This window comes from Providencia sp. Je.9.19 (assembly GCF_051129765.1).
GTDB lineage: Bacteria > Pseudomonadota > Gammaproteobacteria > Enterobacterales > Enterobacteriaceae > Providencia.
In genome coordinates this window covers 143,149-161,956 of the sequence record NZ_JBCPSS010000005.1, presented here as the reverse complement: position 1 = coordinate 161,956, position 18,808 = coordinate 143,149, and the positions used below count along the sequence as shown (strand labels likewise).

The 18,808-nt window shown below is 42.2% G+C and carries 16 protein-coding genes; 9 read left to right on the top strand and 7 right to left on the bottom strand.

Translation table 11 applies throughout. The features are described 5' to 3' along the window. Positions 1-659: 659 nt before the first annotated feature. The 5 genes from rpmH (at position 660) to mnmE (ending at position 4,594) form a co-directional block, all read left to right on the top strand. The gene (gene rpmH, locus AAZR93_RS17035) at positions 660-803 is read left to right on the top strand and encodes a 50S ribosomal protein L34 (protein WP_068437925.1); all 144 of its coding nucleotides are present in this window, start codon (positions 660-662) and stop codon (positions 801-803) included. A gap of 21 nt (positions 804-824) precedes the next feature. Beyond that, positions 825-1,184: a ribonuclease P protein component gene (gene rnpA / locus AAZR93_RS17030; protein ID WP_336428639.1), complete on the top strand. Its 360-nt coding sequence runs from the start codon at positions 825-827 to the stop codon at positions 1,182-1,184. Beyond that, positions 1,148-1,408 carry a membrane protein insertion efficiency factor YidD gene (yidD, locus tag AAZR93_RS17025; RefSeq protein WP_294101523.1) on the top strand — a complete coding sequence of 87 codons (261 nt, stop codon included), beginning with the start codon at positions 1,148-1,150 and terminating at the stop codon, positions 1,406-1,408. Before rnpA ends, yidD begins: the two co-directional genes overlap by 37 nt. A 2-nt stretch (positions 1,409-1,410) precedes the next feature. Continuing rightward, on the top strand, positions 1,411-3,060 hold the full coding sequence (yidC, locus tag AAZR93_RS17020) for a membrane protein insertase YidC (protein WP_294101520.1): 1,650 nt from the start codon (positions 1,411-1,413) through the stop codon (positions 3,058-3,060). 169 nt (positions 3,061-3,229) lie between these two features. Continuing rightward, positions 3,230-4,594 carry a tRNA uridine-5-carboxymethylaminomethyl(34) synthesis GTPase MnmE gene (gene mnmE / locus AAZR93_RS17015; protein ID WP_294101517.1) on the top strand — a complete coding sequence of 455 codons (1,365 nt, stop codon included), beginning with the start codon at positions 3,230-3,232 and terminating at the stop codon, positions 4,592-4,594. Positions 4,595-4,871: 277 nt separating this feature from the next. Here mnmE and AAZR93_RS17010 read toward each other — a convergent pair whose 3' ends face one another. After that, positions 4,872-6,035, bottom strand: a complete 1,164-nt coding sequence (locus AAZR93_RS17010; protein WP_434720506.1) for a tetratricopeptide repeat protein — start codon at positions 6,033-6,035, stop codon at positions 4,872-4,874. Between the two features lie 49 nt (positions 6,036-6,084). Beyond that, positions 6,085-6,915: a formate dehydrogenase accessory sulfurtransferase FdhD gene (fdhD, locus tag AAZR93_RS17005; protein ID WP_434720505.1), complete on the bottom strand. Its 831-nt coding sequence runs from the start codon at positions 6,913-6,915 to the stop codon at positions 6,085-6,087. Between the two features lie 175 nt (positions 6,916-7,090). On the opposite strand from fdhD, the gene fdnG reads away from it, so the two are divergent. Genes fdnG through fdoI form a run of 3 tightly spaced genes read left to right on the top strand, consistent with a single transcriptional unit; the run spans position 7,091 to position 11,750 of the window. Beyond that, entirely contained in the window at positions 7,091-10,138 is a 3,048-nt protein-coding gene (gene fdnG, locus AAZR93_RS17000; protein WP_434720504.1) for a formate dehydrogenase-N subunit alpha, read from the top strand. A gap of 11 nt (positions 10,139-10,149) precedes the next feature. After that, on the top strand, positions 10,150-11,094 hold the full coding sequence (gene fdxH, locus AAZR93_RS16995) for a formate dehydrogenase subunit beta (protein WP_336428634.1): 945 nt from the start codon (positions 10,150-10,152) through the stop codon (positions 11,092-11,094). After that, on the top strand, positions 11,091-11,750 hold the full coding sequence (gene fdoI / locus AAZR93_RS16990) for a formate dehydrogenase cytochrome b556 subunit (RefSeq protein ID WP_434720503.1): 660 nt from the start codon (positions 11,091-11,093) through the stop codon (positions 11,748-11,750). Before fdxH ends, fdoI begins: the two co-directional genes overlap by 4 nt. Positions 11,751-11,819: 69 nt before the next feature. On the opposite strand, the gene AAZR93_RS16985 is transcribed toward fdoI, so the two are convergent. From AAZR93_RS16985 to manD, 5 genes are all read right to left on the bottom strand, one after another. Beyond that, a complete protein-coding gene (locus tag AAZR93_RS16985) occupies positions 11,820-12,473 on the bottom strand; it encodes a YoaK family protein (protein ID WP_434720502.1) in 654 nt (217 codons plus the stop codon). Between the two features lie 117 nt (positions 12,474-12,590). Beyond that, complete coding sequence (locus AAZR93_RS16980) at positions 12,591-14,078, bottom strand: mannitol dehydrogenase family protein (RefSeq protein WP_434720501.1); 1,488 nt, start codon at positions 14,076-14,078, stop codon at positions 12,591-12,593. After that, positions 14,059-15,468 (bottom strand): MFS transporter, encoded by a 1,410-nt coding sequence (locus tag AAZR93_RS16975; RefSeq protein WP_434720500.1) that lies wholly within the window; start codon positions 15,466-15,468, stop codon positions 14,059-14,061. The genes AAZR93_RS16980 and AAZR93_RS16975 overlap by 20 nt, the downstream gene beginning before the upstream one ends. Before the next feature lie 60 nt (positions 15,469-15,528). Continuing rightward, complete coding sequence (locus AAZR93_RS16970) at positions 15,529-16,542, bottom strand: Zn-dependent oxidoreductase (protein ID WP_434720499.1); 1,014 nt, start codon at positions 16,540-16,542, stop codon at positions 15,529-15,531. 26 nt (positions 16,543-16,568) lie between these two features. Continuing rightward, complete coding sequence (manD, locus tag AAZR93_RS16965; RefSeq protein ID WP_434720498.1) at positions 16,569-17,783, bottom strand: D-mannonate dehydratase ManD; 1,215 nt, start codon at positions 17,781-17,783, stop codon at positions 16,569-16,571. A gap of 277 nt (positions 17,784-18,060) precedes the next feature. Between manD and AAZR93_RS16960 the strand changes: the two genes are divergently transcribed. Then, positions 18,061-18,807 carry an FCD domain-containing protein gene (locus AAZR93_RS16960; RefSeq protein WP_294101486.1) on the top strand — a complete coding sequence of 249 codons (747 nt, stop codon included), beginning with the start codon at positions 18,061-18,063 and terminating at the stop codon, positions 18,805-18,807. Position 18,808 lies beyond the last annotated feature (1 nt).

Sequence of the window (18,808 nt, the reverse complement as noted above, 5' to 3'; positions counted from 1 at the left end):
CCTAGGATCATACCGTAAAATTAATAAGAGATCTCACTCTTTTACACAGTTTTTATGCTTTTTATCCACAGGCAATTGTGTTAAGGATGCTCTTTGAGGGGTGAAGTCCTCTGGTTGATCCCGATTAGCTCTGTTTTTTCCACATGGCTGGGGATAACTTTAGACGATTTCTTGAAAAAATTCTGCACCCATAAAAAATATATTTAGATCGAGTTAAGATCCTTGCGCTTTAGGGTGGAGTCCGTATAATCTTCCTCCCTGTGTACAGTGCTAATGTGGTTTTTTAACAAGCTGCGATCCGTTAGCCTTGCATTGTGATTTTTGCCTATGCTCTAGTGAATGACGTAGAGTTCGCGTTTTTTACGGCTCAATGTTCAGGGCTAAAGTTAGCAATAATCTCAATCTAGGTCAGCCCACAGTCAGTTTGAAAATCGTGTCATTAGCAGATTGTCACGGTATATGTCAGCGAACCTGTCAGCCAGGCAATAAATAAAAGTGGTTTGATTGCGTCATCTTATTGACGTGACCCCCTATGTTTTATTACAATCCTGCTTCTTTCTATATTGTTGCGATAGAGGCACAGGTGTAAATCAGTTTTCACTGGTTGCCAACGCGTTTACTGAATCAGTAATAAATTTAAAAGTTAGGTAGAAATCGTTATGAAACGCACTTTTCAACCGTCCTTACTGAAGCGCAACCGTTCACACGGTTTCCGCGCTCGTATGGCTACTAAAAATGGTCGTCAAGTTCTGGCTCGCCGTCGTGCGAAAGGCCGCTCTAGTCTGACCGTTTCATCTAAGTAATAAAGCTAGCCCTCTATTAAAGTGGTTACGCTCGCTTTTACCCGGGAGTTACGTTTGTTAACTCCCAGGCATTTCGACAATGTCTTTAAGCAGCCGCAGAGGGCGAGTTCCCCAGAGATAACAATCCTTGGTCGCCTAAACGAGCTGGGGCATCCCCGCATCGGTCTTACCATCGCTAAAAAAAATGTTAAACGAGCTCATGAGCGAAATCGTATTAAACGATTAGCGCGTGAATACTTTCGTTTGCATCAACACGACTTGCCCCCAATGGATTTTGTGTTATTGGTAAGGAGAGGGGTCGCTAATCTCGACAATCGACAAATCACGGAAGCGTTGGATAAGTTATGGCGTCGTCATCGTCGCTTGGCTCAAAACTCCTGATTATGCTGATCAGAGGCTATCAACTGGCGATTAGTCCGTTGTTAGGACCTCGTTGTCGCTTCAATCCAACATGCTCTAATTACGGAATTGAGGCATTGCGCAGGTTTGGTATGTTAAAAGGTAGTTGGTTAACAGCGAAACGCATATTAAAATGCCACCCTTTACACGCTGGTGGAGACGATCCTGTTCCGCCTAAAAAAACTGATGATAATAGAGAATTATAACGATGGATTCGCAACGCAATCTTCTACTCATCGCTTTGTTGTTCGTATCGTTCTTAGTTTGGCAGGCCTGGGAGAGCGATAAAGTTGCTCAGGAAGTAAAAACTGTTCAGACTACGCAACAAGCGGATATGCCAAGCAGTGATGCTCAAGCTGTAACCAGCTCAGGGCAAGGTAAGCTCATTTCGGTAAAAACTGATGTATTAGATATTCGTATTAATACACGTGGTGGTGATATCGATGAGGCTGACCTGTTAGCCTACCCTGCGACCCTTCATTCGGAAGACCCTTTCCGTTTACTGGAAACTACACCAGGTTTTGTTTATCAGGCTCAAAGTGGTCTGATTGGTCCTCACGGTCCAGACAATCCAGCAAATAACAATGGCGTGCGTCCTCTTTATACTACTGAAGCGACAAGCTTTACGTTAGCACAAGGGCAAGATGAATTACGCGTACCAATGACGTTTACAGATAGCAACGGCGTTGTGTACCAAAAAACGTATATCATGAAACGTGGCCGCTATACTGTTGATGTTGAATACAGTATTCAAAACTCAACCGCTCAGCCGTTAAGCCTCGCTTTCTTTGGCCAGTTGAAACAGACTATCCAATTACCAAGCGATCGTGATACTGGTAGCAGCAACTTTGCATTGCACACTTATCGTGGTGCAGCATACTCTTCTGATGAAACTAACTATAAAAAATATAGTTTTGGTGACATTGAAGACAAAAATCTTAGCTTGACCACTAAAGGCGGCTGGATTGCAATGTTGCAGCAATATTTTGCAACAGCATGGGTGCCTGCAAGTTCTGAGAAAAGTACGTTCTATTCCATCGATTTAGATAAAAACTCCGCTATCATTGGTTATAAGAGTGAACCAATGACTATCGCTGCTAATGGTGTGGGCACGTATTCATCAACTCTCTGGATTGGGCCTGAAATCCAATCTGAAATGGTTGAAGTTGCACCTCATTTAGATTTAACCGTTGATTACGGTTGGTTATGGTTTATCTCTCAGCCACTGTTTAAATTACTGAAATTTATTCATGATTATGTTGGCAACTGGGGCTTCTCCATCATCGTTATCACCTTTATCGTTCGTGGTATCATGTACCCGCTGACTAAAGCGCAGTATACCTCGATGGCGAAAATGCGTTTACTGCAACCTAAACTGGCTGCAATGCGTGAGCGTATTGGTGATGATAAACAACGCATGAGCCAAGAAATGATGGCAATGTATAAAGCAGAGAAAGTAAACCCACTCGGTGGTTGTTTACCTCTGGTTATCCAAATGCCAATCTTCCTTGCACTTTATTATATGTTGATGGGTTCTGTTGAACTACGTCATGCGCCGTTTATTGGTTGGATTCAGGACTTGTCAGCACAAGACCCGTACTACATCCTGCCAGTATTAATGGGTGTGACCATGTTTGTTATTCAGAAGATGTCGCCAACGGCGGTGACAGACCCAATGCAGCAGAAGATTATGACTTACATGCCAGTCGTGTTCACTATCTTCTTCCTGTGGTTCCCATCAGGTCTGGTTCTGTATTATATCGTGAGTAACTTAGTGACCATCATCCAACAACAGGTTATTTACCGTGGATTGGAAAAACGTGGTCTACATAGTCGCGATAAGAAAGAAAAAAAATAATAAAGTCTTAGGGTAACCTAAGAGGATATCCCCAAAATAAGTCGAGTTGCTAGGCGAAGCTAGCACGGGTAACTTGAAGTATGATGGGGATATGCATAATATTAAGGCGACCAATTAGGTCGCCTTATTCTTTTCAAAAAAGTGTTCCAGTCAAAGACAGAGAAACATCATGCAAATTAACGATACGATAGTCGCACAGGCAACACCTCCCGGACGTGGTGGTGTCGGTATTTTACGTGTATCAGGCCCGAAAGCTGCTTTGATTGCAGAAACGGTGCTTGGTAAACAGCCAAAGCCACGTTATGCCGATTATCTGCCGTTTCGTGATGTAGATGGCTCTGTTATTGATCAGGGTATTGCGATTTACTTTCCGGGACCAAATTCTTTTACGGGTGAAGATGTTCTTGAACTTCAAGGGCATGGCGGTCCGGTGATCCTCGATCTATTACTGAGAAGAATTTTAACCGTTGATGGTATTCGTATCGCCAATCCGGGTGAGTTTTCTGAGCGTGCATTTTTAAATGATAAATTGGATTTAGCTCAAGCTGAAGCCATTGCTGATTTAATTGATGCCAGTTCCGAACAAGCAGCTCGCTCAGCGATGAACTCATTGCAAGGGGCGTTTTCTGCGCATATCAATCAATTAGTGGAAGCACTCACTCACTTACGGATCTATGTGGAAGCTGCGATTGATTTTCCAGATGAAGAAATTGATTTCCTTTCTGACGGAAAAATTGAAGCCAAATTAGATGAAGTGGTTGCGGATTTAGAACAAGTTCGCTCACAGGCTCGTCAAGGAAGTCTGTTACGCGAAGGCATGAAAGTGGTTATCGCGGGTCGACCAAATGCGGGCAAATCAAGCCTATTAAATGCATTAGCAGGTCGAGAAGCTGCGATTGTAACGGATATTGCGGGCACAACCCGTGATGTTTTACGTGAACACATCCACATTGATGGTATGCCATTGCATATTATTGATACCGCAGGCCTGCGTGAAGCTAGTGATGAAGTTGAACGTATTGGTATTGAACGTGCTTGGAAAGAGATTGAGCAGGCAGACCGCGTGCTATTTATGGTGGATAGCACGACAACAGATGCGACCGAGCCACAAGCAATATGGCCCGAATTTATGGCGCGTTTACCTGAAACGCTGCCAGTTACGGTGATCCGTAATAAAGCAGATATGACTGGCGAGCAAATCGAGCTTGTTGAAGATACTCGTCATCCGGTTATTCGTATTTCAGCTCGTGAAGAAAAAGGGATTGATTTGCTGCGCGATCACCTGAAAGAAGCGATGGGTTTTAGTGGTAATACCGAAGGCGGTTTTCTTGCTCGTCGTCGTCACTTACAAGCCTTGAATGCAGCAGCAATACATTTAGCACAAGGCCATGAGCAGTTAGTAGGTGCTCGCTCCGGTGAGCTATTGGCTGAAGAGTTACGCTTAGCTCAGCAAGCACTGAGTGAAATCACCGGCGAATTTACATCCGATGATTTGTTAGGCAGAATTTTCTCGAGCTTTTGTATTGGGAAATAAATAAACTTCATCTACTGAGTATTGCGATGGTGTTCTATACTCAACGTCAATGTTTGAAGGGTATGTAAAACAAACTGATAAAGGTATTGAGTATTTTTATCACTCTATGGTGATAATGTTATCGCTGCTCTTCGTTAAAAAATTGATGAGGTTTGCTGAAGTTCCTCTCGTCGTGCAATAAATGCCCAGTCGTTACCGAGCAGCGGCTGGTATAGTCAGAGGGCGGGGTGGATGTTCAATTTGGGTTACATATGAACCATGTAACCCAAATTAATATTTAATAAGCTTGTCCTACACGATTACGACCCACTAACATGCAACCTTCTCTATTGCCCATATCACAGGCCTTATTGAATAGAAAATTCGCTTTATTGAGATCATGAGAAACACCTAAACCGGCTTTATACATTCGTCCTAGTGCAACCATAGAGTTATCACCTCCTTGTATGGCGGCTTTTTCATACCATTTTGCGGCTTGAGTATAATCTATAGGGACACCCTGCCCTAAAAAGTAAATCACGCCCATCGCTTGCTGAGCATTGGGGTCTCCCTGTAATGCTGCCTTTTCTAACCAATATTTGGCTTTCTGTTTATCTGCTGAAATTTGGTCGCCATTAAAATAGAGCATACCCAGTCGTAGTTGCGCTATCACCGAACCATTATTCGCCGCTTTTTCTAACCACTCGATACCCTTATCAAAAGATTTTGCCATCGATACTGATTCACCTGACTCGTCACGTAAATAAAGTTCTGCCACAGCAGTTTGAGAAAGTGTATCTCCTTTATTTGATGCTTTAATAAACGCATTTTTTGCTTTTGTCTGCCATTGAGCTCGGTCAGGGTCATTAAACATAATCTCAGAGGCTTTTTCCAGATACATATATCCTAGCGCGCGATCCACTTTTGGGGATGAAGTTGCATCCATCTGGCTAAAATATTTTATCGATTTATCAATATCCTGCGTGCCCTCAATACTCAAATAGCTCATGACGCCGAGTGAAAATAAGGCTTGCTGGTCAGCTTTCTCAGCTGCTTTTTCATAGTCTGCTTTGGATAAGATAAGGTCTTCTTTAGCTTTAAGATCAAAGATGGTAAACCACTTTAACCACTGATTGGCAATTTGGGGGGATTTGGCATTAGCCGCTTTCAAATGTGTAATAGATTTAGCGAGGTCACGGTGTTTTAGATCGGAGGTGAGGTAGATAATTCCTAAAAGATAATCACTGTTATTATTGCCATTTTTTACTGCCTTTTTATGCCACTCGATGGTTTTATCTAAACTCTTTTCAACCTCATCACCTGATCGGTATTTCTCGGCAAGGTAAAATTGATATTCTGCATCACCTTGGTTAGCTTTGGTCATCACTTCATCAAGGGAAGGCTTAGCAAATGCCGAAGAACACACTGACAATAGAAACACTATTAAGATCCGTTTTATCATTTTCATCTCCTTGATGAAGGGGCTCAGTAAAAAAATATTAGCAGTGCCTCTAATCCTTTACTCTACTCGCATGGGTAAACACGGTCGCTTTTCCTTGTCGGCAGAATCCGACTAGCGTTAAGTTAGCTTTCTCGGCGACTTCGATAGCTAAAGAGGTGGCTGCTGAAACGGCAAATAAAATTTCTGCTCCGCAGCTCGCGGCTTTTTGAACCATTTCATAACTTGCACGACTCGAAACCAATACTGCACCTTGCTGCCAATGGTTGCGGTGTTTCATTCCTAACAGTTTATCTAGCGCTACGTGACGACCGACATCTTCACAACCGCCGACTAATATGCCCTCAGGGGAAATCCATGCAGCCGCATGGGTACAGCCAGTTAATGCACCGATTTCTTGTACTTTTTTGAGTTCATGCAAGGCATTATCGAGATATGACAGAGAAAAAGTCTGGGTAAACGGCAGTGGTGCGATGGGTTTAAAGATTTCATCAAGTTGCTCAGTGCCACAAATACCACAACCTGTGCGACCGGCTAAATTACGTCTGCGTTCTTTTAATCCACTAAAACGGCGGCTAGATAATTCAACATGAACTTCAATGCCTCGGTGGCAACCTTGGACAATATCAATTCCACGAATTTCATCACCCGATTGTATTATTCCTTCAGATAAAGAAAATCCAAGGGCAAAATCCTCTAAATCTTTCGGTGTAGCCATCATTACTACATGGGATATACCGTTAAAAACCAAAGCGACAGGTATTTCTTCTGCAACCCAGTCATCAATGGTCACACTAAGGTTACTTTTTTGTTGCACGCTTGTGTGATTTGCGCCGATCATTTTGACTAATCTCGCTTCATTTGTAGCATTTGTTTCATACATTAGATGAATTCCTAGCGCTAATGATACATAATATTGATTATGGGTAAAAAGAATTTACACCATTTGCCGGGCAATGAACCTGGATACGATAGGGAAGACGTTAAATAAAAACAGTTTACCTGATTATCAATATTGAAGTTAGGTAAACATGAGCAATGTAAATGAGGAGATCCCCATGCAAGTCAGCAGAAGGCGGTTCTTTAAGATCTGCGCTGGCGGTATGGCAGGTACGACGGTAGCGGCGTTAGGTTTTGCACCTTCCATCGCGTTAGCGTCAACACGTCAGTATAAGTTACTGCGTGCTAAGGAAACCAGAAATACCTGTACCTACTGTTCTGTCGGCTGTGGGCTGTTAATGTACAGTCTTGGCGATGGCGCGAAAAATGCAAAAGAGAGTATTTTTCACATTGAAGGGGACCCGGATCATCCGGTAAACCGTGGTGCACTTTGTCCTAAAGGTGCAGGCCTTATCGACTTCATTCACAGTGAAAGTCGCCTAAAATATCCTGAAGTACGCGAACCCGGTACCAATGAGTGGAAACGTATTTCTTGGGATAACGCGTTTGACCGTATTGCTAAGCTAATGAAAGAAGACCGTGATGCTAACTTTATTCCAAAAAATAAAGATGGTGTGACAGTCAATCGTTGGCTAACTACCGGTATGCTTTGTGCATCCGCGGGTAGTAATGAATCAGGTTTTGTTACTCAAAAATTTACTCGCGCCCTCGGCATGCTTGCCGTTGATAACCAAGCGCGTGTCTGACACGGACCAACGGTAGCAAGTCTTGCTCCAACATTTGGTCGCGGTGCGATGACCAACCACTGGGTTGACATTAAAAATGCAAACCTAGTCGTCGTTATGGGTGGTAATGCAGCAGAAGCGCATCCAGTCGGTTTCCGCTGGGCGATGGAAGCTAAAATCCATAATAAAGCCAAACTAATTGTGATTGACCCACGCTTTACCCGTACAGCGGCAGTGGCGGATTTTTACACGCCTATTCGTTCTGGTACTGATATCGCATTTTTATCTGGCGTCATTAAATATTTACTGGATAACGAAAAAATTCAACGTGAATATGTTGAAGCTTATACCAATGCAAGTTTGGTTATCCGTGAAGACTATGGGTTTGATGATGGTTTATTTACGGGCTACGATGCTGAAAAACGTCAATATGATAAAACCACGTGGAACTATGAGTTGGATGAAAACGGCCTTGCGCTGCGCGATCCTACGCTGAAAAACCCGCGTTGTGTCATGAATTTATTGAAAGAGCACGTTAGTCGTTATACACCAGAAGTGGTTAATAACATCTGTGGTACGCCAATTGAAGACTTTTTACAAGTCTGTGAGCTGCTAGCAGAAACCAGTGTTAAAGATAAAACAGCAACATTCCTGTATGCGCTCGGTTGGACACAACATACCGTCGGTGCACAAAATATTCGTACTATGGCAATGATCCAGCTATTGCTAGGTAACATGGGAATGCTAGGTGGTGGGGTTAACGCACTTCGTGGTCACTCAAATATCCAAGGTTTGACTGACTTAGGTTTGTTGTCACAAAGTCTGCCGGGTTATATGACTTTGCCATCAGAAAAGCAAACCACACTTGAAAGTTATTTAGCGGCTAATACGCCAAAAGCCACCGTCGAAGGCCAGGTGAACTATTGGGGTAATTACCCGAAATTCTTTGTCAGTATGATGAAGACTTTCTTTGGTGATAAAGCGCAAAAAGAAAATGATTGGGGCTTTGATTTATTACCTAAATGGGATCAGGGCTACGACGTACTGCGCTATTTCGAAATGATGGATAAAGGAGAAGTGAATGGCTATATCTGCCAAGGCTTCAACCCATTAGCCTCATTCCCGAATAAAAATAAAGTTTCTAAATCGCTCTCTAAGCTTAAATTCTTAGTAACGATTGACCCGCTGAATACAGAAACTGCAAATTTCTGGCAAAACCACGGTGAAATGAATGATGTGAAACCGGAAGATATCCAAACTACTGTGTTCCGTCTGCCATCTTGCTGTTTTGCTGAAGAAAATGGTTCGATTGTAAACTCTGCACGTTGGTTACAGTGGCACTGGAAAGGTGCGGATGCCCCGGGTGAAGCTATCAGTGATGGTGAAATCTTATCGGGTATTTATCATCGTCTACGCCAAATGTATGAAACCGAAGGCGGTGCAGTACCTGAGCAGGTTCTGAGTATGACTTGGAACTACTTTGACCGTGATAATCCAACTCCGGAAGAAGTGGCTCAAGAAAACAATGGCTATGCGCTGGTTGATCTGAAAGACGCTGATGGCAACATTATCGCGAAAAAAGGTGAGCTGCTTAGTTCGTTTGCACAACTACGTGATGACGGTACAACTTCAAGTGGTTGCTGGATTTTTGCTGGTAGCTGGACGCCGAAAGGTAACCAGATGGCTAACCGTGATAACTCTGACCCAACAGGTCTTGGTAATACACTTGGTTGGGCATGGGCATGGCCGCTGAATCGCCGCGTTATTTATAACCGTGCATCAGCTGACCCAATGGGTAAACCATGGGATCCGAAGCGTCAAATTCTTGAGTGGAATGGCAGCAAGTGGATTGGTATGGATATACCAGACTACAGCAATGCCGCACCAGGAAGTGGCGTAGGGCCGTTTATCATGCAGCCAGAAGGTATGGGGCGTTTGTTTGCTTTGGATAAAATGGCCGAAGGCCCATTCCCTGAGCACTACGAGCCAATCGAAACGCCGCTTGATACTAACCCACTGCATCCAAACGTGGTGTCTAACCCTGCTGCTCGCGTCTTTAAAGATGATTGGGCTCAAATGGGTAAAGCGACAGAATTCCCTTATGTGGGAACGACTTATCGCCTGACAGAGCATTTCCACTATTGGACAAAACACGCATTGTTAAATGCCATCATTCAGCCACAGCAATTTATCGAAATTGGTGATCGCTTGGCGAAAGAGAAAGGTATTGAGCAAGGTGATACGGTAAAAGTCAGTTCGAAACGAGGTTATATCAAAGCGAAAGCCGTGGTAACCAAGCGTATTAGAACCCTGAAAGTGGCTGGAAAAGATGTCGATACTATCGGTATTCCTATTCACTGGGGCTTTGAAGGTTTGGCAGTGAAAGGCTTTATTGCAAATACGCTAACGCCATATGTGGGTGATGCGAATACTCAGACGCCGGAATTTAAGTCATTCCTTGTCAATGTGGAAAAGGTGTAAGGAGATAAATTATGTCAATGCAATCACAGGACATTATTCGTCGCTCTGCCACCAATTCCCTGACCCCCGCACCTCAGGTGCGGGATTATAAGGAAGAGGTTGCAAAGCTTATTGATGTGACGACCTGTATTGGCTGTAAAGCCTGTCAGGTCGCGTGTTCAGAATGGAACGATATTCGTGACAAAATCGGTACTAACGTTGGGGTATATGATAACCCAACGGATTTAACCGCTAAGTCATGGACGGTGATGCGTTTCTCTGAAGTTGAAGAGAACGATAAATTCGAATGGTTGATCCGTAAAGATGGCTGCATGCACTGCGCTGACCCCGGTTGCTTGAAGGCTTGCCCTTCTGAAGGCGCAATCGTGCAGTACAAAAATGGTATCGTGGATTTCCAATCAGAGCATTGTATTGGTTGTGGTTACTGTATTGCAGGTTGCCCATTTGATGTGCCACGTATCAATAAAGACGATAATCGCGCATACAAATGTACGCTTTGTGTTGACCGCGTTGAAGTGGGTCAAGAGCCTGCCTGTGTAAAAACATGTCCAACGGGCGCTATCCATTTTGGTAGCAAGGAAGACATGATTAACTTGGCGGGTGAGCGTGTTGATGAGTTGAAAACGCGTGGTTATGACAATGCGGGTTTATATGACCCAGAAGGTGTGGGTGGTACGCACGTGATGTATGTTTTACATCACGCAGATAAACCTCAGTTGTACCATGGGTTGCCAGAAAATCCGACTATCAGCCCAACAGTTACTTTCTGGAAAGGTATCTGGAAGCCGTTAGCAGCGGTAGGTTTTGCTGCAACATTTGCGGCGGCCATCTTCCACTATGTGGGTATTGGTCCGAACCGCGTCTCCAAAAAAGATGAAGAAGAGGCTCTGGAAGATTTGCATAACGCAATGTCATCTGACACTTCGAAATCAAAAGAAGGGGAGGATCAGAAATGATACCAGATGATAATGACAAAATTATTCGCCACAAGCCAATAGAAAGGATTAATCATTGGGCGGTTGTGATTTGCTTTTTGTTCACTGCAATCAGCGGATTGGGCTTCTTTTTCCCGTCGCTAAATTGGTTTATGAATATTTTAGGCACGCCACAACTGTCTCGGATTTTACATCCATTCGTGGGTACGGCAATGTTTTTGCTGTTCGTGTTTATGTTCTTCCGTTATTTCCACCATAACTTCGTCAATAAAGAAGATATCAAGTGGGCAAAAAATATCGGTAAAGTACTTAAAAATGAAGAAGCTGGCGATGTTGGTCAATATAACCTCGGTCAGAAAGGGGTGTATTGGGTAGTCTCTATCTGCTTACTGCTATTGGTTGTTAGCGGCGTGATAATGTGGCGCCCATTCTTTGCCGATTATTTCCCAATTCCGCTATACCGCGCCGCTATTTTGGTGCATTCACTTTCTGCTATTGCGCTGATCATTATGATTATTGTACATGCTTATGCGGCAATGTGGGTGAAAGGTTCTGTGCGTGCGATGGTTGAAGGATGGGTAACACGTGGTTGGGCGAAAAAGCATCACCCACTGTGGTACCGTGAGCTTGTCGAAAAAGAGAAGCAGCAGCAACAACAGAAACAAGATAAAAGTTAGTTTTTTGGGTTGCTGAAATCGAGCCCATCATCAATAAATATTGGTGGTGGGCTTTTTTATTTTTAGTACCTAATTACGTATTTTTAAGCTATAAATGAAAGCAATAAACAGCAAAATTAATACAAATGAGAACCCAGCAAAGTGGTATTTAACGGATAAAATACTGCCTGTAAGACCACCTAGAATAAAAAAGAGTACAGCAAGAAATAATACTTTTTTGCTGTTATCACCTTTAACATTTTTAAGAAATGCATTAATACAAGATGTTGTCATTCCTGTTACATAGGTTGAGTGAATACCTACGCTTCCCACTTTATTAAAAAATCCATTCTGAATTCCCATTGATAAACTAATAATAAAAATAACAAGATTAGGGGAATAGAGAGCATGTAGCAGGAAATAAAGTATGAAAACACTACTAAATAAAAGAAAAACTAAGCCAATAACTAAACGATAGCATGATAACTGATTGTTTTTTATCCTAAACCATGACCCAGAGAGGGTACCCGTGAAAAATCCGGCAATTGAAATTGCGGATAAAAGCAACATGGAGAAGTCCATCTGTGCCAGATAGACCATGCTTAAAATACTGTTTCCGGTGAGGTGCCCCGTAAAAACTTCAAAAATAACAAATGAGCTCGCATCAACGAAGCCACCAATAAAGGCTAATAAGAGAAAGAAAGGAGTATGCGAATTAGGTTCAAACTTAAATAATGATGTCATTTTTTAGCCTTTATTGGAGATAATTCTTTTAATCAATATAGATAATAACAAAAAACCTGATACCAGAGTTACAGTATCAGGTTTTGTGATTAAATGAATCGGGTAAAAATTGAACCGTTATAAGGAATGAAGATTGTTGAGTGTTTCAATCGTCTTTTTAGCACCATTATCTCTGAGTGACAGATAGAAATTTGTCACTTTTTCAGTAAATAATGCATTGTTAACAAGCTCTGCACAGAAGAGTGAGTCTAATGATAGCAATGAAGTTACTCGGCTTTCATCATCTTCACTTTGTGCTACAAGCTCAGCGAGTTTAGTTGCTAGTGGGTCACTAATTTGAATTTGAGCTTGATTATCATCTTTACCGCTGACATACCTCATCCAGCCTGCAACAGCTAAGGCTAAATAATCAAATGAGCTTCCATTATTGAGATGGATTTGAATGGAATCAAGTAATCGCTGGGAAAGCTTTAATGTGCCATCCATAGCGATTTGCCATGTACGATGTTTGAGACCGGTATTTTTAAAGCGTTCAATCAATGCATTGGCGTATTGAGGTAAATCGACATTTTTGATTGATAAAGTCGGTGCTTGCTCATTCACCATTAGATAATAAGCGGCTTTTTCATAAGCGCTATCTTGCATACATTCATTAATGTATTGATAGCCAGCGAGATACCCTAAGTAAGCCAGAAATGAATGGCTACCATTTAACATGCGCAGTTTCATTTCTTCAAATGGGATAACATTGCTAACAAGTTGAGCTCCCGCTTTTTCCCATTCAGGGCGACCTGCAACAAAATTATCTTCAATCACCCATTGTTTGAAGGGTTCACAGGCTATTGCGACGTTATCGACGATTTGGCCTAGTTGTGACTGAATTTTAACTGCGGTCTCAGGCGTCATAGCAGGTACAATTCTATCCACCATCGTTGATGGAAAAGTCACGTTGTCTGCTATCCATTTCGCTAGTTCGGGATCACGCTTATTTGCCATCGCGAGGATAACATTTTTAGTAATATGGCCATTTTCAGGCATATTATCGCAAGACATCACCGTAAAGGGCGCAATACCTTGTTCTTTGCGACGTTTGAGCGTTTCAACAATCAAACCGGGCAGTGACTTGGGTATTTCTGGTGATTGTAAATCATGGGCAATGGCTGCATTCTCAAAGTCAATAGAACCGGTTGCTGGTACATAGCAATAGCCTTTTTCAGTCACTGTCATTGAAACAATCGCGATATTTGGGTCTAACATACGATTAATCACAGCATCTATCCCATGAATTTCAGGATGTAAGGCTTCTTTTACGACGCCAACAGTCCGAGTTTGCCAGTTATCACCTTGCATCTCACAGACATTGTATAAATAATCTTGTGCAATTAAGTCATTAATTTGCTGCTCACCACCGACTAAATTAACTTCACAAAATCCCCAATCACTTTGATGCTCCGATGCTAATATTTCTGCAAAGATGGCTTGGTGGGCGCGATGAAACGCGCCGAATCCAAGGTGCAGCATTTTTGTCTTAACCTGATTTCTATCATAGCTCGGTACTTTGATAGATTTTGGTAATTGATTTAGGTTATTCGTTGACAGTTGCATATTTGACTTTACCTTTTTGTTGCTCAAGTTCTTCAACGGCATCTAATGGGCTAGTTAAATCACGATCTTTGACTTCAGGCATAATGATTGCAGTAATTAAAGAGATTGCAGAGTAGACAATAATCATGATGGCAATTGGCCACCAACTGCCTGTAATACTACAGAAAATACCTGCTAATACCGGGCCTAATCCAGAAGCAATTAATCCACCAATCTCTTTTGCGACAGCCATACCTGTAAAGCGATTACGTGAATTAAACATCTCAGCCATCGTAATATTTTCTAAGGCAAATAATCCAAGTACCGCACTATTATGAATGACAATGATACAAATGGTGATCATGTGGACACTGTTCGCGCCATTAACAATTACGGACAGCATCGGGTAGGCAAGTAACATGGCTGATAGACTGAGGATAATATAAGGAATACGGCGACCAAATTTATCCGAGAGTAAGCCAATTAATGGGATGGTTAAGAAGCCAACTGCAGAACTTATCATGATGGCATCTGTTGGAATGCTTTTATCAAATAATAAGCTTTGTACTAAATAACCTGCTAAGAATGTTTGAATTAACCCTGAGTTACCAGCTTGACCAAAACGAATACCCGTGGCTAACCAGAAAGCTTTGGTTTTAAACATCGCGAAAAAGCTTTCTTTTGCTGGTGTTTGAGTAGAGGCCTTACTTTCTTGCTCTTCAATATTTTGTACTTTTTCAAATACTGGGCTTTCTTTTAAGTTCAGTCGTAACCATACAGCAAAAAGCATGACGACAAAGCTTGCTAAGAAAGGCACACGCCATCCCCAAGCGAGTAACTCTTCTTTATCTAACCAAAAGAACATGACAGCCCAAATTGCAGTTGCACTGAGTGTTCCACAGTTAGTTCCTAGACCAACTAAGGATGCCACGATACCTCTGCGACCTTTTGGTGCGTATTCGGCAAGCATAGTACCTGCGCCTGAAATCTCAGCACCAGCGCCTAGCCCTTGAATAATTCGCAACAATACTAAGAGTAGTGGTGCGAGTATCCCAACTTGGGCATAGGTTGGGAGGAAACCGATTAGCGTGGTACAAATTCCCATCATGGTGATGGTAATAAACAAAACTTTTTTACGGCCAATCCTGTCACCCATTTGGCCAAAGAAGACGGCACCAACGATACGCGCGACATAGCCTGCACCGTAGGTTCCCATCGCTAAAATTAAAGCCATCGATGCGGACTGTTCTGGAAAAAATACCTGATGAAAAACAAGTGCTGCGCCTAATGAATAGAGCTGAAAATCCATAAATTCTAGAGCGGTTCCAAGCCAACCTGAAACCGCAGCTTTGGTTAAATCACCAGAGCTGCGTTCAACCTTCCCTGTAGGGTCTATCGACTGAGTGTTCATATTATTATCCTATTAATCGCGTAGGGTACTGTGTAAGGTGTTGTTATATTTTTAATTAAATCAAAATGTTAAAAGAATTTTACAGCAGGTTTTTTGGTCTTTCTCAAAGGTTAAAATGGCGTCTTGTGTATCAGTAAATGCAAACTGATGTGTTAGTATTTTGCTTGGATCGATTTTTTTATTGGCAATCCAATCAATAACCTCTGGGAATTTTTTAGCATTCAAGCGCGAAGAAAATAAGGAGATTTCTTTGCTGGTAATGCTTTGTTGTGTTACTGAACTTGCCTCACTCGAGAATCCCATAATAGAGACTCTTGCAGCAGGAGATGCAATAAGAATTGCCTCTTGCATGATAGAAGGATGACAAGCAGCATCTAACACGAGTGTTGGTCGAATATTTAATGCTTTGAGCTGTTCTGGAAGTGGAATTTGTGAATTATCAATGACGATATCAGCGCCGCAAGCTGTTGCTCTTGCTAAGCGTTCAGCAACACGGTCAACGACAATCAAAGTCTTAACTTGATAAACACCTTTTAATACTTGAGCACAGGTCAAACCAATGGTTCCTGCTCCATAGACAAGTGCAATATCCGCATTATTTGGTTTAACGTGAGAAGTGACATTTGCTGCGATTGAGTAAGGTTCAACAGTCACCGCATGTTCATCAGGGATATTATCTGGGATGGTATAGGCATTATCAGCAGGAACAGTCACATATTCAGTAAAGCCACCATCCGTATGAACGCCTAACACTTCTAGCGTTTCACACACATTGGGTTTACCAATTGAACATGGATAACAATGGCCACAGCTCAGTACTGGGTCAATCGATACGCGTTCACCAATGCGTTTACTATCTACAGCATTGCCAACTTTATCGATAATACCGAAAAACTCGTGTCCAATGATCCGTGGATATTTGGCAAAAGGGTTGTGTCCACGGTAAATATGGCTATCTGAGCCACAAATACCCGCTAGACGTACTTTGATTCTAACTTGATGCGCTTGCGGTTCTGGGATAGCACGTTCTTCAATGAGTAATGTATTTGGTTCTTTAATTACGACAGCTTTCATGTTGAACTCCAAAAATTAAATAATATTTACCAATTCCACAAAGTCCCGTCTTCTAAACGAGCGACAGGCAGGTATGCAGGTTTGTAGGGATATTTTGCTGCGAGCTTTTCATCAAAATCGATACCAAGACCCGGCTTATTTCCTGGATGCATGTAGCCATCTTTAAATGTCCAGTTAATTGAGAACACCGAGAGCATCTCTTCTGAGTAGCCCATAAACTCTTGTACTCCAAAGTTAGGTACCCAGAGGTCAAAATGCAGCGCCGCAGCATGGCAAATAGGCGAGAGGTCAGAAGGGCCATGTGAACCTGTTCTGACTTGATAAAGTGAGGCGAAATCAGCGATACGACGCATACCTGTAATACCGCCAGCATGAGTAATCGTTGTGCGGATATAATCGATAAGTTGTTCTTCGATGAGTTGCTTACAGTCCCAAATGCTATTAAAAACTTCGCCAACCGCAATAGGGGTGACTGTGTGTTGGCGTATTAATCTAAAGCAAGCTTGGTTTTCTGCGGGCGTCGGGTCTTCCATCCAAAATAGACGAGCATCTTCAATACTTTTACCAAAGCGCGCAGCTTCAATGGGGGTTAAGCGATGATGAACATCATGTAGAAGATGTTCATTGAAACCATATTTGTCTCGCACAGCGTCAAACAGTTTTGGCATAAAATCGAGGTATTTTTCGGTTGACCAAAGTTGTTCTTCAGGGTGATGACCTTTAGTCGCTGGCTCATAAGCGAGGTTCTGTCCTTTGCTTTGGCCATAAGTGGTCGCCATTCCTGGAATACCACATTGAACACGAATTGCTTTGAAGCCCTTTTCTTTGTACTTCGCGTAGTTATCAAGCGCTTCAGGAATATCTTTACCCGTGGTATGACAGTAGACCATCACGCCTTCGCGAGAGGCACCACCGAGCAACTGGTAGACCGGAAGATTGGCAATTTTCCCTTTGATGTCCCATAGCGCCATATCAATCGCTGAGATAGCCGACATCGTCACGGGGCCTCTTCGCCAATAAGCTCCTTTGTAAAAAAATTGATGAATATCTTCAATTTTATGCGGATCTCTACCTATTAATTGTGGGCAAAGATGATCTTGCAGATATGAGGCTACCGCGCATTCTCTACCGTTTAGAGTGGCATCGCCTAGCCCATAAACACCTTCATCTGTTGTAATTTTCAGTGTGACAAAATTACGACCGGGACTACAGACGAAGACTTCCGCTTTTATTATTTTCATTGTTTACTCCAATGTTTGGATACTCAACTGATCAACCAAAACCGACACATTTAGCTTAATTGGTTTATTTATTGGTTAACCAGATTTGCTTTTTTTCACTCTACCAATCAAAAAAATAAAAGACAATGGCTAAAAAGCCGGCAATAAGTGAAGGTGATCACAAATTGGTTAACTTGTTAGCGGAGAATATTCAATAAATTGGTTGACCATTGTGATTTAGGGAGATAGTCTAGAGTGGAAGAAATAAATTTAATTCGACAACGCGTTGTACATATATATGAAAACTCAATACCGCTCGTACCAGTACCTAGGTCAGCAGTTAAAAGAGCTCATCGCCTCTGGTGAATATCCGATAGGAAGTCGGTTAATGCCTGAGCGTGAGATCGCTAAAAAATATGATGTTAGTCGCTCATTGGTACGTGAAGCGCTCATCATGCTTGAAATTGAAAAGCTGGTTTCTATCAAAAAAGGCTCAGGTGTTTATGTTATTAATCACCCTGACTTATTGATTGATGAAGTCAAAAACTTGGATCATGGTCCTTTTGAAATCCTGCAAGCTCGTCAGGTTATTGAAAGTGCAATTGCGGCATGTGCAGCACAATATGCGACAAAAGCCGATATACAAGAGATCCGAGCGCTATTAGAAGATGAACGAATTAAAGTCGCTAACAATGAAAGTGACGATGCAAATGATCATAAATTCCATGTGTTAATTGCTCGCGCAAGCAAAAACGACATGATGGCAAAGATCATTGATGATATTTGGGCTGTTCGACGAAATAGCCCGATGTGGGACAAATTGCATGAGCACATCGATAACACAACTTACCGAAAGAAGTGGTTGATTGATCATGAAAATATTTTAAATGCACTACAAAAACGTGATCCAGAATTGGCCAAAAAAGAGATGTGGCAACATTTAGAGAATGTTAAAAATACTTTAATGGAGCTTTCTGATTTTGATGATCCCAATTTTGATGGTTACTTATTTGAAACAATTCCTTATCAGACTATTTTTGAATAAT